Source organism: Actinoplanes sp. NPDC089786 (assembly GCF_040684855.1).
Taxonomy (GTDB): domain Bacteria; phylum Actinomycetota; class Actinomycetes; order Mycobacteriales; family Micromonosporaceae; genus Actinoplanes.
On record NZ_JBFBGU010000001.1, the window covers coordinates 414,296 to 439,299 of the forward strand.

23 protein-coding genes and 1 riboswitch are annotated in these 25,004 nt (G+C 70.5%); of the genes, 15 read left to right on the forward strand and 8 right to left on the reverse strand.

Features of this window, described 5'->3' with window-relative positions; genetic code table 11:
• Window positions 1-147 precede the first annotated feature (147 nt).
• Together AB0O15_RS01960 and AB0O15_RS01965 are read right to left on the reverse strand one after the other, a co-directional pair.
• Window positions 148-2,712, reverse strand: a complete 2,565-nt coding sequence (locus AB0O15_RS01960; RefSeq protein ID WP_364312735.1) for a family 78 glycoside hydrolase catalytic domain — start codon at window positions 2,710-2,712, stop codon at window positions 148-150.
• Window positions 2,713-2,760: 48 nt separating this feature from the next.
• The gene (locus AB0O15_RS01965) at window positions 2,761-3,666 is read right to left on the reverse strand and encodes a DUF6282 family protein (RefSeq protein WP_364312738.1); all 906 of its coding nucleotides are present in this window, start codon (window positions 3,664-3,666) and stop codon (window positions 2,761-2,763) included.
• Window positions 3,667-3,933: 267 nt separating this feature from the next.
• On the opposite strand from AB0O15_RS01965, the gene AB0O15_RS01970 reads away from it, so the two are divergent.
• A complete protein-coding gene (locus AB0O15_RS01970; protein WP_364312740.1) occupies window positions 3,934-4,056 on the forward strand; it encodes a hypothetical protein in 123 nt (40 codons plus the stop codon).
• A gap of 51 nt (window positions 4,057-4,107) precedes the next feature.
• Here the strand turns inward: AB0O15_RS01970 and AB0O15_RS01975 are convergent, their stop codons facing one another.
• Complete coding sequence (locus tag AB0O15_RS01975) at window positions 4,108-4,986, reverse strand: Ku protein (protein WP_364312743.1); 879 nt, start codon at window positions 4,984-4,986, stop codon at window positions 4,108-4,110.
• 64 nt (window positions 4,987-5,050) lie between these two features.
• Between AB0O15_RS01975 and AB0O15_RS01980 the strand changes: the two genes are divergently transcribed.
• From AB0O15_RS01980 to AB0O15_RS02000, 5 genes are all read left to right on the forward strand, one after another.
• Window positions 5,051-5,599, forward strand: a complete 549-nt coding sequence (locus AB0O15_RS01980; protein WP_364312746.1) for a TetR family transcriptional regulator — start codon at window positions 5,051-5,053, stop codon at window positions 5,597-5,599.
• A complete protein-coding gene (locus tag AB0O15_RS01985) occupies window positions 5,596-5,943 on the forward strand; it encodes an SMR family transporter (protein ID WP_364312748.1) in 348 nt (115 codons plus the stop codon). Before AB0O15_RS01980 ends, AB0O15_RS01985 begins: the two co-directional genes overlap by 4 nt.
• Window positions 5,940-6,266, forward strand: a complete 327-nt coding sequence (locus AB0O15_RS01990) for a multidrug efflux SMR transporter (RefSeq protein WP_364312750.1) — start codon at window positions 5,940-5,942, stop codon at window positions 6,264-6,266. The genes AB0O15_RS01985 and AB0O15_RS01990 overlap by 4 nt, the downstream gene beginning before the upstream one ends.
• Window positions 6,267-6,316: 50 nt before the next feature.
• The gene (locus AB0O15_RS01995; RefSeq protein ID WP_364312752.1) at window positions 6,317-7,420 is read left to right on the forward strand and encodes a pyridoxal-phosphate dependent enzyme; all 1,104 of its coding nucleotides are present in this window, start codon (window positions 6,317-6,319) and stop codon (window positions 7,418-7,420) included.
• A 153-nt stretch (window positions 7,421-7,573) separates the two neighbouring features.
• Complete coding sequence (locus tag AB0O15_RS02000) at window positions 7,574-7,732, forward strand: hypothetical protein (protein WP_364312755.1); 159 nt, start codon at window positions 7,574-7,576, stop codon at window positions 7,730-7,732.
• 47 nt (window positions 7,733-7,779) lie between these two features.
• Here AB0O15_RS02000 and AB0O15_RS02005 read toward each other — a convergent pair whose 3' ends face one another.
• From AB0O15_RS02005 to AB0O15_RS02025, 5 genes are all read right to left on the reverse strand, one after another.
• Entirely contained in the window at window positions 7,780-11,373 is a 3,594-nt protein-coding gene (locus AB0O15_RS02005; protein ID WP_364312758.1) for a family 78 glycoside hydrolase catalytic domain, read from the reverse strand.
• A gap of 480 nt (window positions 11,374-11,853) precedes the next feature.
• Complete coding sequence (locus AB0O15_RS02010; protein ID WP_364312761.1) at window positions 11,854-12,849, reverse strand: amidohydrolase family protein; 996 nt, start codon at window positions 12,847-12,849, stop codon at window positions 11,854-11,856.
• Window positions 12,846-13,895 (reverse strand): DUF1932 domain-containing protein, encoded by a 1,050-nt coding sequence (locus AB0O15_RS02015; RefSeq protein ID WP_364312763.1) that lies wholly within the window; start codon window positions 13,893-13,895, stop codon window positions 12,846-12,848. The genes AB0O15_RS02010 and AB0O15_RS02015 overlap by 4 nt, the downstream gene beginning before the upstream one ends.
• Window positions 13,892-15,469, reverse strand: coding sequence for a PrpF domain-containing protein (locus AB0O15_RS02020; RefSeq protein ID WP_364312766.1), 1,578 nt, complete (start codon window positions 15,467-15,469; stop codon window positions 13,892-13,894). Before AB0O15_RS02020 ends, AB0O15_RS02015 begins: the two co-directional genes overlap by 4 nt.
• The gene (locus AB0O15_RS02025; protein ID WP_364312768.1) at window positions 15,466-16,173 is read right to left on the reverse strand and encodes a 4-carboxy-4-hydroxy-2-oxoadipate aldolase/oxaloacetate decarboxylase; all 708 of its coding nucleotides are present in this window, start codon (window positions 16,171-16,173) and stop codon (window positions 15,466-15,468) included. Before AB0O15_RS02025 ends, AB0O15_RS02020 begins: the two co-directional genes overlap by 4 nt.
• Before the next feature lie 129 nt (window positions 16,174-16,302).
• On the opposite strand from AB0O15_RS02025, the gene AB0O15_RS02030 reads away from it, so the two are divergent.
• The 9 genes from AB0O15_RS02030 to AB0O15_RS02070 all read left to right on the forward strand — a co-directional run bounded on the left by AB0O15_RS02030 (window position 16,303) and on the right by AB0O15_RS02070 (window position 24,609).
• Complete coding sequence (locus AB0O15_RS02030) at window positions 16,303-17,241, forward strand: ABC transporter substrate-binding protein (RefSeq protein WP_364312771.1); 939 nt, start codon at window positions 16,303-16,305, stop codon at window positions 17,239-17,241.
• Window position 17,242: 1 nt separating this feature from the next.
• Window positions 17,243-18,001, forward strand: coding sequence for an ABC transporter permease (locus AB0O15_RS02035; RefSeq protein WP_364312774.1), 759 nt, complete (start codon window positions 17,243-17,245; stop codon window positions 17,999-18,001).
• A complete protein-coding gene (locus AB0O15_RS02040) occupies window positions 17,998-18,765 on the forward strand; it encodes an ABC transporter permease subunit (protein ID WP_364312777.1) in 768 nt (255 codons plus the stop codon). Before AB0O15_RS02035 ends, AB0O15_RS02040 begins: the two co-directional genes overlap by 4 nt.
• Window positions 18,766-18,767: 2 nt before the next feature.
• Window positions 18,768-19,547 carry an ABC transporter ATP-binding protein gene (locus AB0O15_RS02045; protein ID WP_364312780.1) on the forward strand — a complete coding sequence of 260 codons (780 nt, stop codon included), beginning with the start codon at window positions 18,768-18,770 and terminating at the stop codon, window positions 19,545-19,547.
• Between the two features lie 13 nt (window positions 19,548-19,560).
• Window positions 19,561-20,193 (forward strand): GntR family transcriptional regulator, encoded by a 633-nt coding sequence (locus AB0O15_RS02050; RefSeq protein ID WP_364312783.1) that lies wholly within the window; start codon window positions 19,561-19,563, stop codon window positions 20,191-20,193.
• A gap of 23 nt (window positions 20,194-20,216) precedes the next feature.
• On the forward strand, window positions 20,217-20,600 hold the full coding sequence (locus AB0O15_RS02055) for a PPOX class F420-dependent oxidoreductase (protein WP_364312785.1): 384 nt from the start codon (window positions 20,217-20,219) through the stop codon (window positions 20,598-20,600).
• Window positions 20,601-20,777: 177 nt separating this feature from the next.
• Window positions 20,778-21,485, forward strand: coding sequence for a 2-phosphosulfolactate phosphatase (locus tag AB0O15_RS02060; protein WP_364312788.1), 708 nt, complete (start codon window positions 20,778-20,780; stop codon window positions 21,483-21,485).
• A 387-nt stretch (window positions 21,486-21,872) separates the two neighbouring features.
• Window positions 21,873-23,267, forward strand: a complete 1,395-nt coding sequence (locus AB0O15_RS02065) for a M14 family zinc carboxypeptidase (RefSeq protein ID WP_364312791.1) — start codon at window positions 21,873-21,875, stop codon at window positions 23,265-23,267.
• A gap of 211 nt (window positions 23,268-23,478) precedes the next feature.
• Window positions 23,479-24,609 (forward strand): Ig-like domain-containing protein, encoded by a 1,131-nt coding sequence (locus AB0O15_RS02070; RefSeq protein WP_364312794.1) that lies wholly within the window; start codon window positions 23,479-23,481, stop codon window positions 24,607-24,609.
• A 98-nt stretch (window positions 24,610-24,707) separates the two neighbouring features.
• Window positions 24,708-24,919: riboswitch (cobalamin riboswitch) on the forward strand.
• Window positions 24,920-25,004 lie beyond the last annotated feature (85 nt).

A 25,004-nucleotide genomic window follows, 5' to 3' on the forward strand; every position in this document is an offset into this window, starting at 1 on the left:
GTTGAAGGTGTAGCGGCGCGGCGGGCCCATGTGGCGGACGAACTCCTCGAGGGCGGCCCGGCGGCCTGCTCGGCGCCGGCAGCACCGTGGCGTAGGTAACGTCCTCCGGCGGGTAGGTCTCGAACAGCGTCGAGCCGTCCGCCGCCGTCAGCCGGTGATCGTATGCGTTCCCGACCCCACCGTGGCCACGGTCGCGCCGACGCGGATCGTCGCCGTGACGTTGGTGGGGATGGTCGCGGTGACGCTGGTGCCCGACCAGGCGACCGTGATCGGGCCGGACTGGGTCCAGACCGTGCCGGAAGCGCTGGTCAGGGTGGTTCCGGTGGGTGGGGCGATCTCGACGGTACGGGCGGCGGGAGCCGTCGGGCGGACGCCGAGCAGGTCGGACAGGACCGACGTCAGGGCGGCGCTGCCCCAGCCGTGGGACATGCTGTCGCCGCGCTCCGGCGCCTCCCAGGACTCCCACGTGAAGGTGCCGCCCCGGGACAGGACGTTGGCCCAGCCCAGGGTGGACGGGTCGGTCAGCCGGGCGAGCGCCGCCCGGTCGCGGCCGGCCACATGCAGGGCCTCGATCAGGGTGTCGGCCGTCATCGGGCCCATCTGCAGCTTCAGGGACTCCAGGTGGTCGGCCAGCACGGGGTGGTCGGCGGCGGGCGCGACGCCGTACGCGATGGCGTAGGCGTTGGCGATCTGGGAGGCGTGGGTGCTCTGCGTGCCGTCCGCGGCGAGGCCGTCGATGTAGATGCCGTCGGGGCGGCGGAGGCGGCTGTTCACCGCCGCGGCGATCGCGTCGGCGTCCGTACGCAGAGCATCGATCTCGGTCTGCGGCCGGCCGAGCGCCGACGCCTGCTGGGCGGTGCTGCGCAGCACGTCGACGGCGAGGATGTTGACCGTGGTGCGGGCGACCGTGTCGGTGTCGTAGCCGTAGCGGTTGGGCCAGTCGATGATGCCGTACTGGTAGGCGCCGCTGCCGCCGTCGAGGCGGGTGACCAGGCCGGTCGCGGGGTCGACATAGCGGCGCACGTAGCCGGCGATGGCCGAGGACGCCCCAAACGCGTCGGCCAGCACGGCACGGTCGCCGGAGGCCTGGTAGTAGTCCCACACCCAGCCGGGGAACATCTCGGTGAAGTCGGGGATGTCCCGCTTGCCGTCGCCGTTGGGGTAGACCGCGTTCAGCCGGCCGTCCGGCCAGTAGCGCTGCTGCGACGCGATGAACTCGCGGATCGCCCGGGCCGTCGCGTTCCGGTCGCCCGAGCCGGCCATCAGGGCGCGGGAGATGTTCACCGCGTCGGCCAGGAACTGGCCCTTCTCCCGGGTCGGGGTGTCCAGGAACTGCTCCTGCGTGGAGTAGAGCGCGGACCGCCGCATCAGCTGGAAGACCGCGTTCAGGGTGGCATCCGAGCTGGTGAAGGTGGCCGACCGGGCGGGGTCGGCGTCGGTGTGCTGAACGACGCCCGAGATGTCCGCCGGCGACGACACCTGCAGGTAGCGGAAGCCTTCATAGGTGAAGGCCTCGAAGGTCTGGTCACCGTCGCGCTGGGTGTAGCGATAGGTCAGATCGGTGTCCTGGTTGGTGTCGGGGGTGTTGGCCACCGAGCCGTCGGCGTTGAGCACGAACCCGGCCACCAGGTCGACGACCCGCCCGGCCAGGCCGGACGCGAACGAGACCCGCGGCACGGCCGGGATGACCCGGCCGAAGTCGGCGACCACGGCGCCCGACGGCAACGTCGTCACCGACACGGGAGCAACGGAGGTGTGCGCGAGCCGTGTGCGTTGGGCCCGCAGCGGACCGGGCGACGCCACGACCGAGGGCGCGGTCCAGCCGGTGGCCGTGAACCCGGGTGACGCCCAGCCGGACGGGACGGGCAGGCCGTGCTCGATGTAGTCGCGCCCGTCCCCGTTGCGGTACGCCGCCGGCAGCCACGGCCCGCGGGCCACCAGCCAGGTCGCGTCGGTGCCGATCACCTGCCGCGAGCCGTCGGCGTGGTTCACCTCGAGCCGCGCGAGCAACCCGGGCGCACCGGCCGGACGGCCCTGCCCGGGCCCGTACCAGTGGTAGAGCACCCCGATCGCGGCCCGGCTGTCCGCCGCCAGGTCGGCCGTCACGTCGGTGACCTGGTAATACCCCTCGCCCGGGTACGCGAACGCCGGCCCGTCGTCGACCCGGCGCCCGTTGACGTACGCCTGGTACTGCTGCCCCGCCGACACGAAGAGCCGCGCCCGCACGACCCGGCTGCCCGTGACCCGGAACTCCTTGCGGGCCAGCGTGTAGTCGTCGGCCTCGGCCGTGGTCCGCCGGATCCACGAAGCCTGCCACTGGGTGTCCGGCAGCGCGGTGTCGAAGTACGCGTTCGACGACCACACCGACACCGCGTTGGCCCGGTCCCAGGTCCGCATCGCCCACCGATACGTGGCGCCGGGCGTGAGCGCCGGGCCGCCGTACGGCACGTAGGCGGTTTCCCGTGAAACGACCTTGCCGCTGTCCCACACCTGCGTCTGGGTGTTCCCGGTGAAGACCCTGATCTGGTACGCCGACTGCACCTCGCCGGGGTCGGCGTCGACCGGCAGCCAGCCGAACTGCGGCGCGCCCTCCACGCCCAGTGGATCGGCCCGATCGCCCACGGTCAGCCCGGTCGGCGCCTGCGGGGCGTGGTTGTCCACCGCGGGAGTCGGCGCCAGCAAGATCAGAATCGTGGCAATTCGGGCAATCATGCATTGAAATGTTTCACTCGAACGAGCGGTCTGTCAACGTCGCCGTGGTCAGCCGACGACGGCCAGGCGGCGGCTGTTCACCACGGCCATGGTGTGGATCTCGTCCTCGGTGAAGCCGTTGTCCAGAAGCCGGTCGGCGAGCAGGGCCAGGCCGTCCTCGACCGGCGGGTTGAACGGCTGCCCGAGGTCGCTGGAGAGCACCGAATGCTCGGGGCCGACCTCGCGGATGTGGGCGTACCACTGCTCCCAGGAGATCTTGCCGCTGTGCGGCGTGGTGAAGCAGCGCTCCATCAGCGCGCCGCGTTCGGCCAGCTCGCGCTGGGCTTCGACGGGAATGCGCTGCGAGGTGAACTCGGGGTGGGTGACCACGATCCGGCGTACGCCCGCGTCCGCCGCCGCCTCCACGGCCGCCTTGATCTCGGGCCCGGAGAGGTGCCCGGTCGCCAGCACCATGTCGTGCTTGGCGATCAGCGCCAGCACCTGCCGCAGCGCCGGCACGACCTGGCCGTCCTCGCCCACGACGTCGATCGCCGGCGCCATGATGCCCTGCTCGGCCAGGTCGTCCTGGAGCTGCGCCCACATCGGCGGCACGGCGCCCTCGGGGGCCTGGGCCCGGCTCTCCCGCTGGTTGCGGCAGTCCACGGTGGGCAGCCACACCACCCGGGCGCCCTGCCGGCCGGCGATCTCCACGGCCACCGGGTTGAGGCCGCCGACCGACGCGTTCAGGGTGATCGCCCCCAGCACGTCGACGCCGGGCACCGTGCCCCGGACCACCTCGGCGCGCTCGGCGGTCGGCACGTAGTGCGACTTGAGGACGAAGCCGGCCAGCCCGGTCTCGGCGCAGCGCTGGGCCAGCGTGACGTCGTCGACCAGGCGCTTCATCACGTCCGGGGCGACGTGCACGTGGGTGTCGTAGGCGCCGGCGGTGATCCGGCGCGCGGTTTCGGAGGGCACGGTTTCCCCTTCAGTTCTCATCGCGAGTTTCGCGCAGGGTACTGGTCACGTGGGCGAGGTGGAGCCGCACGCTCGTACGCGTCCTCCGACCTGACCGGATTGTTGGCAAGGCTGTTGACAAAAGTCAAGCGCGTACGACGTGGAGCACGGCCCGCTTCCGCCGCCTGGGACTGTCCGACCTGGACACCTACTTCGCCATGACCCGTGGGGTCGACGCCGAGCCGGCGCTCGAGCTGACCAAGTGGTTCGCGGGCGCTGCGGCTCGCGGTGGCGGCGGTGCCCGCGTCGAGGTTGTGGGTCAACCCCGACTGCGGCCTCAAGACCAGGGGGTACGCCGAGGTGGAGGCGTCGCTGCGCCACCTGGCCGCGGCGGCCGTGTCGTTGCGCTGACCTCTTGGCCCACAGGGCGGGGGCGGTTCAGGCGCCCGCCCTGTGGGGACCTCAGGCGGCCTTCTTCTTGGCTGTCGTCTTCTTGGCCGTCGTTTTCTTCGCGGCGGTGCTCTTCTTTTTGGTCGGCGTTGACTTGGCGGCGGCGCCACGGCGGGTCTTGGCCCGGTCCACGCTGGCCCGCAACGCCTCCATCAGGTCGGTCACGTCGGTGGCCTCGGGCGCCGGTTCGGCCACCGTGACCTCCTTGCCCTTCTTCTTCTCGGCGATCAGCTTCTGCACCCGGTCGGTGTAGCTGTCCCGGTAGTCCTTCGGCTTCCACTTGCCGGACATCGACTCGATGAGCTGCACGGCCATCTTCATCTCGGCCGGCTTGGCCGTCGCGGACGGGAGGCCGCCCAGTTCGTCCTCGGGCTCGCGGACCTCGTCGGCGAAGAACATCGTCTCGAGGACGAGCAGTTTGCCGTCGGGACGGATCGCCGCCAGGTATTCCTTGCCCCGCATCACCAGCGTGCCGATGGCGGCCCGGCCGACCTTGGCCATGGCGTCGCGGAGCAGCGCGTACGTCTTGGCCGACTCGTCGCTGCCGGGGGCGAGGTAGTAGCTCTTCTGGTAGAAGATCGGGTCGATCTCCTCGAGGTCGACGAAGGCGTGCAGGTCGAGGCTCTTGGACCGGCCGGGCGCCACCGAGTCCAGTTCCTCCTGCTCGAGCATGACCAGCTTGCCGCCGCCGGTGTCGGTGCCCTTGACGATGTCGGCGTAGTCGACCTCCTTCCCGGTGCGCTCGTTGACCCGCTGGTAGCGGATGCGATCGCTGGTGCCCTTCTCGTACTGGTGGAAGGACACCTCGTGCTCGTGGGTCGCCGAGTACATGCCGACGGGCACAGAGACCAGCCCGAACGTGATTGCCCCGGTCCAGATGGGTCGCGCCATGCCTACGTGATACCCGTCACCCGCGCGTTGAATACTTTACCTTCCGGAAGGTAAAGTTTGCCCGGTGAGGCAGAGTTCGAAGACCGTCATCCTCGACGCGGCGCTGGCCGTGGTCTCGGTTCCGGACGGCGCCGACATCACCCTCGACGCGGTGGCCCGCCAGGCCGGCCTGACCAAGCCGGGTCTGATGTACCACTTCCCGACCCGCGAGGCGCTCCTGCTGGCCATCATCGAGCACGCGGCCGGCCGGATGGAGGCCGCTATGCACGACCAGTTGCGCGCCTGGGGCGTGACCTTCGAGACCGCTTCCGCGGCGCAGCGGGTCGGCGCGTACGCGAAGGTCACCGCGACCGGCGACATCAGCCGGGCCGAATACGCGATCTTCACCGAGGCCGCCTACCGCCCCGCCCTGACCGAACCGTGGACGACCCGGATGGCCGCCTGGTTCGCGCTGCCCGACGACCTGCCCGCCGCCGAACGCGCCCGCCTCACCCTGGCCCGCCTCGCCGCCGACGGCCTGTGGGGCGCCGCCGCGACCGGTGTCTTCCCGCCCGCGCCCCGCGACCATGACGCGGTCCTGGCCCTCATTCACGATCTGACGGGTACGAAGTGAGCTGGCTTTTTCTGGCCGCGGCCATCGTGTCCGAGGTGAGCGGCAGCCTCGCCCTGCGCGCGGCGCTCGACCATCCGGCCTGGTACGCCTGGGTCGCCGTCGGCTACTCGGCGTCGTTCGTGCTGTTGGCCCTGGTGCTGCGCTGCGGCCTGCCGGTCGGCGTGGCCTACGGCATCTGGGCCGCCTGTGGCGTCGCGATCACCGCGGTGGCCGGCGCGTTCCTCTTCGACGACCCGCTCAACTGGACCATGGGCGCCGGCTTCGCCGCGATCATCGGCGGCGTCCTGCTCATCGAGATCGGGTCCCACCCCGCCCCGGCCGACTCCCCCGGAGATGGCGCATGAGCTGGCTCTTCCTGTCGTTCGCGATCGCGCTGGAGATCGGCTCGACGATGGCGCTGCGCGCGTCCGACGGCTTCCGCCGCCTGCGCTGGGTCGGCGTCTCGGTCGCCGGCTACATCGTCTCCTTCGGCCTGCTGTCCCTCGCTCTGAGCGAGGGCATCCCGCTGGGTGTCGCGTACGGCGTCTGGGCCGCCGTCGGCATCGCGGGCACCGCGATCATCGCCCGCTTCGCCTTCCAGGAGCCCCTGACCCGCACCATGGGCGCGGGCATCGCCCTGGTGATGGCCGGCGTCCTCCTGGTCGAGATCGGCAGTCACGCCGGATGAGTCGAGGTCGGGAGTCACCCCGGATGAGTCAAGATCGGCAGTCACCCCGGATGACCAGCCGGCTGAGTCTCGACCGCATCGAGCGTGCGGTGGACGTGATCGACCCGGTGTTCCTCGGCACCCCGGCGCTGCCGGCCCGGTCGCTCGGTGAACTGCTCGGGTGCACCCTGACACTCAAGGTCGAGACGCTCAACCCGGTGCGCAGCTTCAAGGGCCGGGGCACCGAGACCGTGGCCACCCGGGCCGGCGAGGCGGGCGCGTCGCGGATGGTCTGCGCCAGCGCCGGCAACCTCGGGCAGGCACTGTCCTACAGCGGCGCCCGTCGCGGAATGGCCGTCACTGTGGTGGCGAGCCACTCGGCCAACCCGCTCAAGCTGCGCCAGATCACCGCCTTCGGAGCCACGGTCGAGCTGACCGGCGAAGACATCGAGGACGCCCGGCTGCGAGCGCGAGCCCTCGCCACCGAGCAGGACATGTACCTCGTCGAGGACAGCCTCGACCTCGCGACCTGCGAGGGCGCCGCCACCATCGGCCTGGAGCTGCTGCGGAACGGTCCGCGGCCCGAGGTCGTGCTGGTCGCGCTGGGCGGCGGGGCGCTCGCCAGCGGAGTCGGTCACGTCGCGCGCAGTCTCGCCGACGACGTCGAGGTGATCGGCGTCCAGCCGCTGGGCGCCCCCGCGATGGCCCGGTCGTGGCAGCAGCGGACGGTGATCGAGACCGACTCCCTCGACACGATCGCCGACGGGGTGGCGGGACGCTGCCCGATCCCCGAGGTGCTCGACGATCTGCTGCTCGTGCTCGACGACGTCAGCCTCGTCCGCGAGGAGTCCATCAAGTCGGGCATGCGCCTGCTCTACGAACACGCCGGCCTGGTCGTCGAGCCGTCAGCCGCCCTCGGCATCGCCGCGCTGCTCGAGAACCCGGCGCGATTCGCCGGCCGGCGCGTGGCCACCATCATCTGTGGCAGCAACGTCGTCCCGGCCGACCACGCCCGCTGGGTCCTCGAACCGGCAAAACCGACATTTAACGCGCACACCGCCACCGCCCCCGCCCACAGGGTGGGCGAGAAATGTATCGCGCGGATCAGCGGAATCGACGGTTGTCCACAGTCGGATGGAGGCGAGGCTCATCACAGAACGCCTCGATCCAGGTGACGTCGCCGGGCTTTGCGGGTGCGGCTGCCCGTCCGTCGACTTCCGGCCGACTTCGGCCGGGGATGGAGGTGCGGGTCAACGCCTGGTGTCCGGGGCTCGGTGGACGGGCACCATCGTGGACGCGCGGCGGGGTGAGCTGCTCGGCGGCATCGAGTGGACCGGGGCCGGTTCCTCCCGGCGCACCTGCGCGTCGGCACCGAACCCAACGCCTTCGGCAAGGCGATCGACGAGCAGATCCGCTTCTGGCCCGCCGGCAGCGAGTGTCCGGCCGAGCTTCCGTCGCCCGATCGGCTCGATATCCGGCCGGCCTGACGAAACCGCCGGGGGCGGCGCTGCCCCCGGCGGTCATCGTGTGGTCGTCAGGCCGGGGTGGTGAAGGTGTAGCTGCCTGACGGGAGCGCGTACGACGAGCCGCCCAGCGGCACCGCTTGCGGCGGGGCCGTCACGGTGGCGCCGGGTACCCGTACCGTCGCCGTGGTGTTGGGTGGGATCGTCACGCGCAGGGTGAGCGTGCCGCCAGACCTGGACCACGCGCTGGCCGTCGGGCCGTAGGCCGTGGTCAGCTCCGACGATGCCGTGGTCAGGGTGCCGCCCGGCCGGGGCGCGATCAGGATGCGCTGGTAGCCGGGTGAGGCGGGCGCCACGCCGCCGATGGAGCGGTAGAGCCAGTCGCCGACCGAGCCGAGACCGTAGTGGTTGAAGGAGTTCATGCCGGGGTCCTGCAGCGACCCGTCGGTCCGGATACCGTCCCAGCGCTCCCAGATGGTGGTCGCGCCGCGGCTGTTCATATAGCCCCAGCCGGGGTATCCGGGCTGCTGAAGAACCTGGTACGCGGTGTCCAGGTGACCGTGCTCGGCGAGGACCGGCAGCAGGCCCTCGACGCCCATGAAACCGACCGACAGGTGGCCGCCCCGTTCCGCCACCTTCGCGGCCAGCCGATCGGCCACCGCCTGGATCCGGGCGGCCGGGACCAGCTCGAACGCGAGCGCCAGCACGTACCCGGTCTGGCTGTTGCTGCCCACCGTGCCGTCGGCGCGGACGAAGCGTGCGGTGAACGCGGCCGCGATCTGGTCGGCGAGCTGGCCATATCGGGAAGCGTCGGCGGTACGGCCGGTGGCCGCCGCCATCCGCGATACCAGGCGGGCCGACCAGCCGAAGTACGCCGTGCTGGTCAGATCGTTGGCGGTGCCGTCGTCGACGTTCAGCCAGTCGCCGAACGTGTCCTGGTTGCGGATCAGGTCGGCGCCGGCGGTGGACCGCAGGTATTCGACCCAGCGCACCATCGCGGGGTAGTGCTCGTCGACCACGCGCAGGTCGCCGTATCGCTGCCAGGTCTGGTAGGGCACGATCACGCCCGCGTCGCCCCAGCCCGCCTTGCCCGCCCCGCCCAGCACGTCCGGCGCGACGTCGGTGAACGCCCCGTCCGCGTGCTGGGCGTCGACCAGGTCGTCGGAGAACTTGTCCAGCAGCCCGTACGCGTCGAAATTGAACGTGGACGTGGCCGCGAACGCCGCGATGTCGCCGGTCCAGCCGAGCCGCTCGTCCCGCTGCGGGCAGTCGGTCGGCACCGAGAGCAGGTTGGAGCGGGCGCCCCACAGAATGTTGTGCTGCACCTGGTTGATCAGCGGATCCGAGGTGGTGAAGGTGCCGGTGGCGGCGCCCGCGGTCCAGGTCGCGAGCCCGGTCAGGGTGGCCGTCGTCGGCGCGGCGGGCAGGCCGGTCAGCTCCACGTACCGATAGCCGTGCACGGTGAACCGTGGCTCGAACACCTCGTCGGCGCCCGTCCCGGCCAGCGTGAACGTGTCGGTAACCTGGGCCGCCCGCAGGTTGGCGGTGTAGAGGGTGCCGTCGGCGTTCAGGATCTCGGCGTGCCGCACCGTCACCCGGGTGCCGGCTGCTCCGCGTACCCGCAGCCGGTTCCAGCCCGCGAAGTTCTGCCCGAGATCGAGCACGTAGACGCCGGGCTTGGGCTGGGTGATGGCGCGCGGCGTCAATTCCTGCTGTACGACCACACCGGGATCGACCGCGGCCACCAGCCGTGGCTTCGTGGCGGTGGACACGGTGACCGGCGCCCAGGCCGCGTCGTTGAAGCCGGGCGTGTTCCAGCCGGCGATGGCCAGGCGCGCGTCCTGGTCCTCACCCGCGTAGAGGTCGTCGGCGCGGATGTCGGCCGTCGATGTACGCCAGGACGAATCGCTGCTGATGGTCGACGACGTGCCGTCCGAGTACTGGATGACCAGCTGCGCCGAGTACCAGGGCGACGTGCCGTAGCGCTGGCTGCCCGCGAAGCCGATGTTCCCGCTGTACCAGCCGTTCCCGATGACCGCGCCGAGCGCGTTGCGCCCCTGCTTGATCGCGCCGGTGACGTCGTAGCCGCGGTATTGCAACCTCTTCGTGTAGTCGGTCCAGCCCGGGTCGAGCCGCTCGGCGCCGACCCGCGCGCCGTTCAGATAGGTGTCGTGCAGCCCGAGCGCCGTGGTGAACAGCCGCGCCCGTGCCACGGTCTTGGTGACATCAAAACCTTTGCGCAGGTACGGGGAAGCGTTCGGAACCGCCACCTGCGTGCCCCAGGGGCCGCCGCCGTAGGCCGCGGTGTTCTTCGCCGCCGGCCATGCGCTGTCGTTGAATCCCGGCTGCTCCCAGCCTGTTGGTCCGCTCTGAGAGGCTTTCCAGGTGGCGTCACTGACGATGCCGCCGATCTTGAGGAGCAGTCCGGCCGGGCTGGCCGTGGTGTTGGTCGCGGCGACCGCGATCGTGTTGGTTCCCGCGACCAGCTGCACCTCGGCGGTCTGGGCCCGCTTCCACGAGTCGTTGACCCGCGGCGAGCTGGTGACCGGCCGGCCGTTCACCCACACGTCGGCCGTGTCGTCCCCGGTCGCCGCGAGCGTCGCCCGGGTGGCGGTGGCGCTGGTGAACGTACGCCGGAAGTAACGCGTTCCGGCCGGCGCCTCGACCGCCGGATCGCCTTCCGGGTACCAGATCCACGACGCGCCGGTGACGTTGGCCGTGCCCGGCTTGCCGATGAAGTCCGCGGTCCAGCCGCCGGTCAGCCCCGTGTCGAAGCGGGCCGTGGCGCTCCAGCCGCTCGGCCGTCCCTGGCCGTCCCAGACGCGAACGCGCCACTGGTAGGTGGTGTTGGCCGTCAGCGCCGGACCCTTGTAGACCACATCGGACGACTGGGTGCTCGGCACGATGCCGCTGTCCCAGACGTCCGCCTCGCTGGCCTTGCCGATCTGCACCTGGTAGCGGGCCTGGGACTGGCCCGTGGTCGCGGTCTGCAGCCGCCACCCGAAGCGCGGCTGCGGCGCGTCGATGCCGACCGGGTTCGTGCGCCGCTCGGTGGTCAGCCCACCGACGGCGACGGGCGAGGCCGCGGCGGGATCCGGGCCGGTGACCGTCAGCCACGGCCCGATGCCGTACAGGCCCAGGTCGCGCGCCCCCGTGAAGGTGCCCGCGAGCTTCTCGTTGACGGCCTGGCTCGCCTGCCACTGACCGTCGGTGACGAACTCCTGGCCATTGATCCTGACCCGGCCGACCACCCCCGCCGGGCCGCCACCGTTGCGCGCCGCGATCACCAGGGTGTTGTCGCCGGCCATCAGGGAGCCGGCGAGATCCACATAGATCGCGGTACGCCACGAGTCGGCGCCGCGCTGGGAGCCGGCGAGCCAGGTGCCGTTGAGCCAGACGTCCACCGTGTCGTCACCGGTGACGACGAGCTGGGCGTCGGTGTAGGGGGCGGCCGGGGCGGTGAAGGTCCGTCGCAGGTAGCGGGTGGCGGCCGGGGCGTCGACGGTGGGGTCGCCCTCGTTGAACCAGATCCAGTGCGCGCCGGTGAGAGCGACCGGGGCGGTGACGGTCTTGGCCTGGGCCGCTTGAACCGGGGACGCGGCGAGGACCGGCAACAGGGAGACGATGGCTAGTAGGGACAGTCTGCGCAGGGCTGAGGGACCCATGCGGTTCCCCTCTCGGTGGTGAGAGTAGCGCCGATCGGCAACGTCAAATTGAAACGTTCAAAGTGACGTACTTCGATACTATGGACAACTTGTGATCCAGACAACACCCGATCCCGACTGCTTTGATATCTCTTGCCGCCTTTCCGCGGGACGGGCTGGCTGTCGTCGGCCGGGTCGCTGGGTGTGCACGTTTCATCGAGCTGACCCCGGCGCGCCGGTTACCACGGCCGCGGGGCGGTGGTAGGCGAGCGCGGAGTTGCGGTCCCGGATCCCGTCAGGGCCTGCCACTGCCCCGAGCGGTGGTTGGGCAGCGTGGTGTTGCGGTCCTGGATTCCGTCAGGGCCTACCGCTGCCGCGGGCGGTGGTTGGGCAGCGCGGTGTTGCGGTCCCGGATCCCCTCAGGAGCTACCACTGCCGCGAGCTACAGCCCGCCGCAACCGGGTCTGCTCGTACCGCTGGCTCCAGCCGTTGAATCGCCTTTCAGAGGGGAAGCCGGGGATACACGCGGCGGGCGTTCGAGGCGTACACCTGCTCCTGAACCTCCGGTGGCAGGTCGAGCGCCCGCACGTACCGCAAGGTGTCGTCGAAGTGGTGACCGCTGAGCGGGTCGATACCGCGCACCGCGCCCACCATCTCCGAGCCGAACAGGATGTTGCCCGGGTCGATGACCGAGAACAGCAGGTCGATGCCGGGCTGGTGGTAGACGCAGGTGTCGAAGAAGACGTTGCCGAGCAGCGAGTCCAGCGGCGGCCGGCCGAGCATGTCGGCCAGCCCGCGGAAACGCCCCCAGTGGTACGGCACCGCGCCGCCGCCGTGCGGGATGACGAACCGCAGGCCGGGGAACACCTTGAACAGGTCCGACTGCAGGAACTGCATGAACGCCGTGGTGTCCGCGTTCAGATAGTGCGACCCGGTGGCGTGGAAGTTGTCGTTGGTCACCGCCGACACGTGCACCATGGCCGGCACATCGAGCTCGACCATCGCCTCGTAGAGCGGGAACCAGCTCTCATCGGTGAGCGGCGCCGCCGTCCAGTGCCCGCCGCTCGGGTCGGGGTTGAGGTTGCAGCCGACAAAACCCAGTTCGGTCACGCAGCGGCGCAGTTCAGGGACGGAGCGAGCGATGGGTACGCCGGGAGACTGCGGCAGCTGACACACGCCCGCGAACCGGGTGGGGAACAGCCGCACCACCCGCGCGATCAGGTCGTTGCAGGCCCGGGTCCAGGCCAGGCTGACCGCCTCGTCGCCGAAGTGGTGCCCCATGGCCGAGGCGCGCGGCGAGAAGATCGTCAGGTCCACGCCGCGCTCGTCCATCAGGCGCAACTGGCTGCCCTCGACCGAAGAGCGAATGTCAAGGTCCGAGATCTCCGGGTACGCCGGGGGCGCCGAACCGTCGCGGAAGGCGTTCTGCTGAGCCGTACGCCAGGCGGTGTGCGCCTCCGGTGCGGTCGTGTAGTGACCGTGACAGTCGATAATCATTTCGCCTCCCCTTCATCCGGCTGACTTAGCTCGATCAGCAGGTCACGCGCCGCCGCCGCGATGCGCGGCTCAACTCCCAGCGACCGCAGCTGCTCGGTCGCCGCGGCCATCTCGTCGGCCCGCCGCCGGGCGTGCCGATGCGTCCCGTCCACCAGCCGTTCGATCGTCCGCTCGTCGAACCCGGCCAACTCAGCCGAGATGTTCCCGCGCAGCCAGTCACCGCATCCAGCCGCCTCGGCCGCTGCGAGCGCCTCCACCACGGCCGCCGCAAGTCCTTTGTAGAACACGCTGCGCAGCAGCTTGCGCCCGATCGCCGCCCCCGCCGGCCCGTCCTGAACCGTGATCACGGCCCCGAGCGGAGTCAACATCTCCGAGAAGCCCCGCACCGCGCTCCCGGACACGAGCATCGGCGTGCGCAAGCCTTTCCCGGGCACCGGAGACATCAGCGCGACGTCGACCACCCCGACCTCCCGAGGAGCGGCCAGCGAGGCAAGCGTCTCCTTGACGGAAGGCGCCGCGGTGTTGAGATCCGCCCAGATCGTGCCCGGCCGCAGCGCCCCGAGCGCCGCCAGCAATGCGGGCACAGCATCGTGCGAGCTGTTAACACTGAGGACAAGATCAGCGTCCCGAACCGCGTCGGCGTCGCTCGACCGCCCATCGACTCCCGCGGGTGGCGCGAGCAGAGGATCAAATCCACACACCGAAGCACCGGCTGTGACCAGGTCCCGAGCGATCTCCGAGCCCGCCTCGCCCAGCCCGAGCACCGCGATTCGGCCGGTCCCGAGAGAAAGAACGTTCTTTCTCTCACGGCCGTCCGTGCTCTCAGGCTCGCTCGTGTTCTCGCGGCCGTTCGTGCTCTTACGGCCGCTCGTGCTCTCACGCCCGCCCGCGCTCTCACGGCTGTCCGTGCCGTACGGGAAGAAGGTTTGCTGGATCGCGTGTTTGTGGGGGCCGGTCTCGATGTGGACGCCGGCGTCGAGGCAGACGTCGGCGGCGCCCGGGGCCGTCGTTGGTGTGCCGGCGTCGTCCATGGCTCGTCGAGTCATGCGACTTCCCCTGGGGTGCGCGGCCAGACCAGGCCATCCGACAACTTGCGTGCTGTCCTTACCACCGAGCTCTCCCGAAGGCGCGTCGCCGCCCCCAAGACATCAAGCGCAACCGTGACGTCGAACGTCCCACTTGGATGCTCAATCCGAACCGGTTGGTCACGGCCCGGTTTGTCACGGCCCGGTTGGTCACGGCCCGGTTCGCCACGGCCCAGTTCGCGAGGGCCATTTTCCTTGCGGTCTTGTTCGTGTGGGATGTGTTCGTCACGGCGCTGTTCGTTACGAAGGTGTCCGCTGCGGATGCGTTCGCTACGAACGTGTTCGTCACGGCCCTGTTCGTGAGGGGCGTGTTCGTCATGGCCCTGTTCGTGAGGGACGTGTTCGTCATGGCCCTGTTCGCGAGGGACGCGTTCGTTGCGGCCTCGTTCGTCGGGGATGTGTTCGTCACGGTCTTGTTCGTGGAGGACGTGTTCGTCTCGGCTTTGATCGTCACGGCGCTGGTCGTTGCGAACGTGTTCGTTGTGGGGGACGAACGCGTTCGTTCCGGGGGTGCGGATGGCGGCGGCGACCGAGACGGCCCCCAGGACGCCGATTGCGGTGTGCACGCGGTGTGGGATGAACGTGCGGGTGGTCACGGTGCCGTTGTTTCGCGGGGGTGACACGATGCTGATCTTGGGGACCGTCGTCTCGGCCACGTTTCCTAGGCCCATTGCTGGGCCGGCCTCCAACCGCAGCTCCTCGATGCGTTTCCGCAGCAAAGCGTCATCCTCGAGAGTGGACGGCGGTTCGTCGCCGGCTAGGCCCAGGTCGGCCGCGCGGACCAGCACCACCGGCATCCCGCCGTGCACGCAGGTCACGTCGAGGCCGGCGAAATGGTCCACGAGGCGGCCGGTGGGAAACAGCGGGGAGCCGTCGCCGGGGAAGGTCAGGTTGATCGGCGCGGCGGGAAACGGCGTGCCGGCCATGACCGTGTCGCCGGCGTAGGTGACTCGGCCGCCCGGCGTGCGGACCGTTGCCCGGGCGAACGCGTTCGTCGGGTTCAGCATCCGGATGCGCACGTCCGTGGTGTCGCCGGTCGGTCGGACCAGGCCGCGCTCGATGGCGAACGGCCCGACGCCGGCCAGCAGGTTGCCGCAGGTCTGGGCATCCGTGACGACCGGGCGGTCGGGGACGACCTGCAGGAAGAGATAGTCGACGTCGGCCGAGGGGCCGGTCGATGGCGAGACCACGGCGACCTTGCTGGTCAGGGGATGGCCGCCGCCGAGACCGTCGATCTGCCGCTCGTCCGGTGAGCCCATGATCCGCAACAGCACATCGTCGCGCTCGGCCGGGTCGGACGGCAGGTCTTCGGCGAGGAAGTACGCGCCTTTGGAACTGCCGCCGCGCATCTGCATGCAGCGCACACCGTCAGCCGCACCGGAAAACGGCGTCGGTGGAAGTGGAGCCGTGGCTGAGGCGGTGGACAGCGGCGTCGGTGGAAGTGGAGCCGTGGCGGTGGCCTGCGGTGACAACGGCGCGACCGACGTGGAGGTCTCCACCTGCGTTGCGGTGGCCGATGGGCGGGCCGTGGTCATGGTTGGTCGTGGTCGGGTGGGAGGCGGTCGACGTACTCGACGCCCAGGTCGGCCAGGAGGGGGCGGAGGTTGTACATGTCTACGCCGAGCACGCCGGCGGCCAGTTTCTCGCGCTTCTCGGCCTCGTTGGCCAGGCGCTTGGCGGCGGCCGCGGCCACGGTGGCGCCTCGGGTGGCGGGCAGGACGCACACGCCGTCGTCGTCGGCTATCACGATGTCGCCGCCCCGGACCAACTGGCCGGCGGCCACCACGGGGATGTTGACCGAGCCGGGGCTGGCCTTGACCGTGCCCTGGGCGTGCACCGCCCGCGACCACACCGGGAACTCCATGCCGCGCAGCGAGGTGATGTCCCGGACGCCGGCGTCGATGACCAGGCCCACGACGCCGCGGGCGACCAGGGAGGTGGCCAGCAGGTCGCCGAACATGCCGTCGGTGGACGGGGACGTCGTGGTCACCACGAGCACGTCGCCGGGGTGGCAGATCTCGACGGCCGCGTGGATCATGAGGTTGTCGCCGGGGTGGCAGGAGACCGTCACCGCCGAGCCGGCGATCGCGCTGCCGGGGAGGCGGGCCTCGATCGACGGGCCCAGCAGGCCGATCCGGCCGGCCGCCTCATGCGCGGCGGCCACCCCGGCGGTTCGAAGATCGGCGATCACCGATGGATCCGCCCGGTTCACCTCGCGTACGACGTAGTGAGTGGCCATCCCGTCAAGCTAAGCAGTGTCAACAAATGTGTCAACAATCGTGTATACCATTGGCTTCAATTTTGTCAACAATGTGTGTAAGGTGCGCACATCGGTTCTCCGTACGCCACCGTCCAAGGAGGATCCATCGTGCGCGCGAAACTTGCTCTTGTCGCGGCATTTACCCTGCTCACCGCCGCGTGCGGGGGTGGCGGCGGTGCCCAGACCACATCTGATGGCACGACCAAGGTGACGCTCGGGCTGATTCCGATCGTCGATGTCGCACCGGTCTATCTCGGCATCAAGAAGGGCTTCTTCGCCGAGCAGAAGCTCGAGCTCACCATCCAGACCGCCCAGGGCGGCGCCGCGCTCATCCCAGGCGTGGTCAGCCAGCAGTACCAGTTCGCCTTCAGCAACACCGCCTCGCTGCTGCTGGCCGGCTCCCAGGGCCTGCCGCTCAAGGTCGTGTCGGCCGGCAACGCGTCGACCGGCGTGGAGGACAAGGACTTCGGGGCCGTCCTGGTCAAGAAGGACAGCCCGATCAAGTCGGTGAAGGACCTGGCGGGCAAGCGGGTCGGGGTGAACACCCTGAAGAACATCAACACGCTGACCGTCAGCAACAGCGTGCGGGAAGCCGGCGCCGACCCGACGAAGATCACCTTCGTCGAGCTGCCGTTCCCGCAGATCCCGGCCGCGATCGAGAAGGGCGACATCGACGCCGGCCAGGTCGTCGAGCCGTTCCTGACGATCGGCAAGGAGCAGGGCCTCACGCCGATCGGCAACCCGCTGAACGGGCTGATGGTCGGCCTCTACTTCACCTCCGAGCAGTTCGCCGCGCAGAACCCGACGGCGGTCACCGGCTTCACCACGGCGATGAAGAAGTCGCTGGAGTACGCGAACGGCCATCCCGAGGAGGCCCGCGCCGTCCTCACCGACTACCTCAAGCTCGAGCCGGCCGTACAGCAGAAGCTGGTTCTTCCGAAGTGGCCGACCGAGATCGACCGGCCGGCCGTGCAGCGGCTGCTCGACATGGCCAAGAAGGACGGCCTGATCACCAAGGACCCCGACCTGACGAAGCTGATTCCCTGACATGAGGGTGCTGGCGCCTCTCGGCGGCGTGGCCATCCTGGTCGCCGCCGCCGAGATCCTGCCGCGCGCGGGCCTGGTCGACGATCGGTTCCTGCCGCCGTTCAGCACGACGGTCGCCGCCCTCGGCCGGCAGACCGTCGAGGGCGACTTCTGGCTGGCCCTCGGGCAGACCCTCGGCGGCTGGGCGCTCGGCCTGGCCATCGCCATGATCGCCGGGGTGGTGGCCGGCGTGCTGATCGGCAGCGTCCCGATCCTGCGCAAGCTCACCGCCTCGACGATCGAGTTCCTGCGGCCGATCCCGTCGGTCGCGCTGATTCCGCTGGTGGTGCTGATCTACGGCAGCCGGATCCAGTCGGCCCTGGTGCTGGTCGTCTATGCGGCGTTCTGGCAGGTGCTGGTGCAGGTGCTGTACGGCGTGGCGGACATCGACCCGGTGGTGCGTGACACCGCCCGGTCGTTCCGGTTCACCCGCTGGGGCGTCGTGCGCAACGTGGTCTGGCCGACCGCTCTGCCGTACGTGATGACGGGCTTCCGCCTCGCCGCCGCGGTCGCCCTGATCCTGGAGATCACCGCCGAACTGATCGTCGGGGTGCCCGGACTGGGCCGCTCGATCGGCGTGGCGCAGTCGTCCGGCGCCGTTCCCGACACGTACGCGCTGGTCCTGGTCGTGGGTCTGATCGGCGTCGCGGTCAACGTGGGCGCGCGGGCGGTCGAACGCGGCACCCTGCGCTGGCACACGAGCGTGCGGAGCGAAGCATGAAACGCCTGCTGTACGCGGCTGCGTTGCCGGTCGTGCTGGTGGCCGTCTGGTGGGTCGTCTCGGCGTACGCGCAGAGCTTTTTCTGGCCCCCCTTGCCGAGCGTCATCAAAGCCTTCCCGGCGACCTGGACCGCCGACCGGCTGGTCAACGACGTGCTGCCCAGCCTCGCGCGGCTCGCCATCGGCTACGCGATCGCGCTGGTCGGCGGCGTGGCCCTGGGCGTGGCGATCGGCTCGAACCGGACCCTGCGCGCGATGGCCGAGCCGGTGCTGGAGTTCTTCCGGGCCATCCCGCCGCCGGTGCTGATCCCGGTGATCGCGCTGTTCGCCGGCTACACCGGGTGGACCAACAAGGTCATCACGATCGCGCTGGGCTGCCTGTGGCCGATCCTGCTGAACACGGTGGACGGGGTCCGATCGGTGGACGAGGTGCTGCGTGACACCGCACGCTCGTACCGGCTGGGCCCGGCGGCCCGGCTCCAGCACGTGGTGCTGCGCGGCGCCAGCCCCCGCATCGTCACGGGCGCGCGCCAGGCCCTGTCGATCGGGGTGATCCTGATGGTGATCAGCGAGCTGTTCGGGGCCAACCGAGGGCTCGGCGCGTCGATCGTGCAGTTCCAGCGCGGGTTCCAGGTGCCCGAGATGTGGACCGGGATCATCCTGCTGGGCCTGCTCGGCGTCGTGTTGTCGGTGCTGTTCCGGCTGGTCGAGAACCGGACGCTGGCCTGGTACCACGGCCAGCGGCAGTTGGAACGGAAGGGATGAAGGTGCCTGACACCAACGCCGTCAGCCTCGACGTCGACGGGCTCGCCAAGACGTACACCGGCCACGGCCGGGACGTCGAGGCGATCCGCGACCTGACCTTCAAGGTGCAGCAGGGCGAGCTGCTGTGCGTGGTCGGCCCGTCCGGCGCCGGCAAGACCACGCTGCTCCGTTGCATCGCCGGGCTGCTCGACGCGACCGGCGGGCAGGTGCGACTGGACGGCGTGCCGGTCACCGGGCCGCCGGCCGGGATGGCGGTGGTCTTCCAGGAGTACGGGCGCAGCCTCTTCCCCTGGCTGACCGTACGCAAGAACGTGGAACTGCCGATCAGGTCTCGACCCGGCCACCGGCAGTCGGCCGACGCCGCCCTGGCCGCGGTCGGCCTGCTCGACAGCGCCGACGCGCACCCGTGGCAACTCTCCGGCGGCATGCAGCAGCGGGTGGCGATCGCGCGGGCCATCGCGTACGAGCCCAGCGTGCTGCTGATGGACGAGCCATTCGCCGCCGTCGACGCGCAGACCCGGGCCGACCTGGAAGATCTGGTACGCGCCCTGTGGCAGCGCCTCGGCATCACCATGGTGTTCGTCACCCACGACATCGACGAGTCGGTCTACCTGGGCCAGCGGGTGCTGGTGCTCTCCAACCGGCCGACCACGGTGCTGGCCGATGTACCCGTCGATCTCCCGGCCGAACGCACCCAGCTGGAGACGCGCTCCTCGCCGGCCTTCGCCGACATTCGTGCCCAGGTCTGGACGCTGGTTCAGCGGGCCAAGAACTCGTCTTGAATACGATCTCACCATGAGTGACGTCCTGTCGGAGTTGCGCGCGGCGATCCTGCGCGGGGAATACGCCCCCCGCCAGCGGCTGATCGAGAACGAGTTGGCCGAGCGCTTCTCCACGAGCCGCTTCGTGTTACGGAACGCGTTCACGAAGCTGGCCACCGAGGGGCTCGTCGAGCTTCAGCCCAACCGCGGCGCCCGGGTCCGGGAGATCTCCCTCGACGAGGCCATCGAGATCACCGAACTGCGCCGGGCCATCGAGGGGCTGGTCGCCGCCCGCGCCGCCGAGCGGGTCACCGACGAGGAGATCGCCTCGCTGCGCTCACTCGGCCAGGAGATGCAGTCGGCGGTCGGCCGATCGGACATGTTGCGCTATTCCGAGCTCAACGCCCAACTGCATTCCCGGGTACGCGCGATCGCCCGTCACACCTCGGCCAGCCGGATCATCGAGCAGCTGCACGGGCAGATGGTCCGCCACCAGTTCCGGCTCTCCCTGATGCCCGGCCGCCCGTTCACGTCCCTGCCGGAACACCTGGCCATCATCGAGGCCATCGCGTCCCGTGACGCCGCCGGCGCCGAGGAGGCCATGCGCACCCACCTGAGCAGCGTGCTGACGGCGCTGACGACGTTCGCCGCGATGCCGCACGCATGAGATGCACTCTGAAAGGGCCCACCATGATCGACCCGTCCGTACGTCGAGTCCTCGACGGCACCCCGATCGCTCACCTGGCCACCGTCGGGCCCGACGGCTCGCCCCACAGCGTCCCGATCTGGGTGGGCACCCACGACGACCACATCGTGTTCCTGACCGGCCCGGACTCCCGCAAAGCCCGCAACCTGCGCCACGACCCCCGGGTGGCGTTGTCGATCGCGCCGGCGGACGACCCGTTCACGCCGGTGGTCATCCGCGGCCGGGTGGTCGCCTGGCTGGACGGGGACGCGGGCTGGCAGGTCGTCGACCAGCTGGCCATGAAGTACATCGGAGCGCCCTACGCCCGCGACCAGGCTCGCGTCGTGGCCATGATCGAGCCGTCAAAGCAGACCGTCGGCATCGGCTGATCTTGAAATTTTCCACGCGTCCGCCACCCCCACCCCCACCCCCATGGGTGGGCGTGGAATGTAGCGCGCGATTGTGACGAACCGTGGCGTTATCCACAGGCGACCGGACCGACTCCCCCGAGCGATCCCGCCACGGTCCACCCGACCGAGCACGCGCCAGGTGAATAATCCCCAGTCGTGCAAAAGGGAAGAGTCCGTTTCGACTGGGGTCTGACCGGTGGTCGCGCGATCAGCACGGACGCCGACATCGTCGTAGTCGTGGACGTCCTGTCGTTCACCACATCAGTAACCGTCGCGCTGGACGCCGGGATGGTGGTTCTCCCGTACCGCTGGAACGACGAGACCGCCGCACGCTTCGCGCAGGACAAGAACGCGGCGCTGGCTGTGGGGCGGCGCGCGGCCGGCCCGCGCGACTTCAGCTTGTCGCCGGTCACTCTTCGCCAGTGGGGTACGCCCGGAGCACGCGTTGTCCTGCCTTCGCCGAACGGTTCGACGATCGCGCTGACCCTGGGCGCCGGCCACGCGAGGACGGTGGCCGCGTCCTTGCGCAACGCCGGCGCGGTCGCGAGGTGGATCTCCCGGCAGGGCGACGTGACAGTGGCCGTGGTCGCGGGCGGCGAGCACTGGCCGGACGGCACGCTGCGCCCTGCCGTCGAGGATCTCTGGGGCGCCGCCGCCGTCCTGCGTGGCCTCGACCTGACCGACGCCAGCCCGGAGGCGCGCACCGCGGCCGCCGCGCCGTCCGGCGACCTGGCCGGAACCGTCAGCGGCCGCGAGCTGATCGAGGGCGGCTTCCCGGACGACGTGGCGATCGCGGCCGAGTCCGGCCACAGCGACGTCGTGCCCGTGCTGACCGACGGCGAGTTCCACCCGGCCCTGGCGTGATGCATCGAGATGCTCAGAGCAAAGGTCCGAGGTGACGACCGGATCGGCCGCAGCCCGTCCAGGCCAGCGCGCCGACCAAGCCCCGCGGCAACGCGACCAGCCGAGGGGCGACCAGGCACTACGGTCCGTGCCGGCCATCCCGCATGGCGAGACATAGTGACGAGCATCTATCAACCAGATACGGCACGTGATTACCCGGTCACGAAAGGGCGGACGTTTGACCCGGTCGGGGGCTGCCGGGCGTACGGTCCAACGGGTTCGGCGGGATCTTGAGGGGATCACAATCGGACTCGGAGCGGTGTGCCGTCGCGGTTTCCGGCTTGACACGCGGGGCTCGCCGACGTGACCGTCTGGTCTCACGGGCGGACTCTTCGTAAGGATGGGCGGATGATCGACGCCCTCCCGGCCTGGCTCCTCGCCGAACTCACCACGGTTCCCCACTACGAGGCGTTTGCCGGGGTGGACGAGTTGCACGCCGGATTGCGCCGGATCGCCGAGCGCTACCCGGACGTGGCGACGCTCCGGCGCTGTGGCAGCTCACGGCAGGGAGACCCGCTCTGGTGCCTGACCGTGGACCGGCGGCCGGACGAGGCGCCCGGCTCGGTGCCCGAGGCGCTGGCGTTCGGGCTGCCCCACCCCAACGAGCCGATCGGCGGGCTGACCGCGCTGCATCTGGCCGAGCGGCTGTGCGCCGACGCCGGGTTACGGGAGCGGCTGGGCTTCCGGTGGCGGATCGTGGACTGTGCCGATCCGGACGGGCTGCGGCTGAACGAGGGCTGGCTGCGCGGGCCGTTCACCCGGGCGCACTACGCGCGGCACTTCTACCGCCCGGCGGGCCGGGACCAGGTCGAGTGGACGTTCCCGATCAACCACGAGGACGCGTACTTCGACGACCCGATCGCCGAGACGCAGGCGCTGATGCGGCTGATCGACGAGTACCGGCCGGCCCTGGTCGCGTCCCTGCACAACAGCGAGCTGGGCGGCGCGTACTACTGGCTCAGCCGGCCCGAGCCGGCCCTGCACCCGGTGCTCCAGGGAGTGCCGCAACACCTGGGCATCCCGCTCGACCGGGGTGAGCCCGAGGCGCCCGACCTGGTGGTGCTGGACGACGCCATCTACGAGGCGACGGCCCTGGCCAAGGTGTACGAGCGGACCATGGCGCGCGGCGAGCGGTGGGCGATCCGGGGCGGCAGCACCACCTGGTACGCCGACCGCTGGGGCGCCCTGATGCTGGTCAGCGAGCTGCCGTACTGGCACGACCCGCGGGCCGGGGACACCTCGCCGGCCGGCGTCACCTACCGTGACGCGCTGGCCGCGAACGCCGCCGAGCTGATCGACGTGGCCGACCTGCTGACCCGCACCCTGTCCGCCGTGGAGCACAACCTGCTCGCCCCGGACTCGCCGTTCTGGCGCGCCGCCCGGTTCTTCACCCGCTTCCTCGCCGAGGCCGGCCCGGCCCGCAAGGAGCGCAGCCTGCGGCCCACGGCGGACCGGCCGGCCACCGTTGCCGAGGCCACGTCGCTCGCCCTGAACGTGCACGAGTGGCGCCTGCGCTACGGCGGTGTCCTGCTGCGGGCGTTACGCGGCGAGGCGGCGGTGGGCAATGTCCGTGCGGCGGCCCGGTCGGCGCTGGCCGAGATCGAGCAGCGGTACGCGGACTGGCTCGTCGCCGACGCGCGGGCCGCCGAGCTGGCGCCGATCGAGATCCGCCGCCTGGTCGGGTCGCAGTACGCCGCCACGATCGCCGCGGCCGCCCACCTGAGCGGCACGCTGACCGGGTGAGCCGTTGATGGCACGAGTCTGCTGGCGCGCTCGGGCAACCGTCTGGCGGCGATCGGACGTCGCGCCGTGCCCGAAGAGGAAGCCGGGCGTCGCCCCATGATGCCGACTGTCGCCGGCTGCCGGAAAGTTGACTGATCGGCCAGCGCGTCGACTGTGGACGCTGTCCTAAAGTCAGGCGGCGGGACCGACGGCGACGAAGCGGGGGCGCAACGTGAAGGCACGGCGATGGACCGCGGCTACGGCCATGGGTCTGATGGTGGCGGCGGGAACGGCGACCCCGGCCGCGGCGGCCGGCACCCTGGTGTTCGGCACCGGGCTGCTCGAGGGCCAGCTGGTCGGCTCCAAGCAGTACATCTCGCCGACCTACGCCCCGACCGCCGTCCAGGTCGAGCTGCTGATCGACGGCGTGGTCCAGGTGCGCCAGGCGGTGAAGGACGGCCCGCTGCTGCTCCAGCCGGCCGTGGCACAGAACAATCTCGAGGTCTCGGTGACGGTCCGGGCCTACGACGCCCGGGGCGCCGGCGACCAGGCGTCCACCCGGGTCAAGGTCGACACCGATCCGCCGCAGGCGACCTTCTCGCCCGCGCTGACCGACGTCGTGCACGGGCCGACGACGATCACCGCCACGCCGGTCACCGACGATCTGACCGAGGTCGTCCTCTATGACACCGCGGGCAACGTGCTCGGCCGCCGCACCGAGGCGCCGTTCACGATCACCTGGGACGCCACCGGCAAGGACGGCCGGCTGCTGGTCAAGCTGGTCGACAAGGCCGGCAACACCGCGTCGGTGCAGACCCAGTTCCAGGTCGACGACCAGGGCCCGGTGGTCACCTCGATCGAGCCGGCCGAGCGGGCGCTGGTCCGCGGGGCCAACCTGAACACCACGGTCGCGGCGACCGACCTCTCGCTCCCGATCTCGGCCCAGCTCACCGGCGCGGCCGCCCCCGACACGGTTCCGCCCTATTCGGCCACCGTGCCGATCGGCGGCGACGGCGCTCGCGTGCTGACCTGGACGCTGACCGACCGCTGGGGCAACCGGTCGGTGACCCGGCGGATCGTGGTGGTCGACAACACCCTGCCGACGATCTCGATCACCGCGCCGGCGTCCGGCTCGCAGCTCTCCGGCATCTGGACCATCCCGGTGCGGGTGGCCGACCTGAACGGCATCGACCGCGTCGAGATGCGGGTCAACGGCCGGACCAAGGCCATCGACACCACGTCGCCGTTCTCGGTGAAGCTGAACACGCAGATCTACGGCGACACGTTCACCGTGGTCTTCTACGTCTTCGACAAGGCCGGCAACGTCGCGAGCACCAGCCCCCGCACGTACCGCAAGCTCTGAGCGGCGGCCGCCGACCAGCCGGCCGGCCCGGCGGTAAGCCGCCATGAACGACACGCCGCGCCACATGTTGTGTTGTGCTTCCGTCGAGTCCGCCATATATGGTGTTGCTCGCAGCTGGTTCGATCTTCCGTCCGGAGGGTCGAGGCAACAGGGAATCCGGTGTGAATCCGGAACTGCCCCGCAGCGGTGAGCAGGAACGACCGCCGTCATGAAGCACTGGGCTCCGGCCTGGGAAGCGACGGCCACTAGGTGACCCGGCGACGGGTCGTGCCCGCGAGTCCGAAGACCTGCCAGCGCGCCGCGCATGAGTGTGCGCGGCGGTCGAAGGCCGCGTGGGACGGCCGACGCCATCAGCCGGGCCGCGTCTCGCGGGGTTCCCCGGTGGCGTCCTCCTG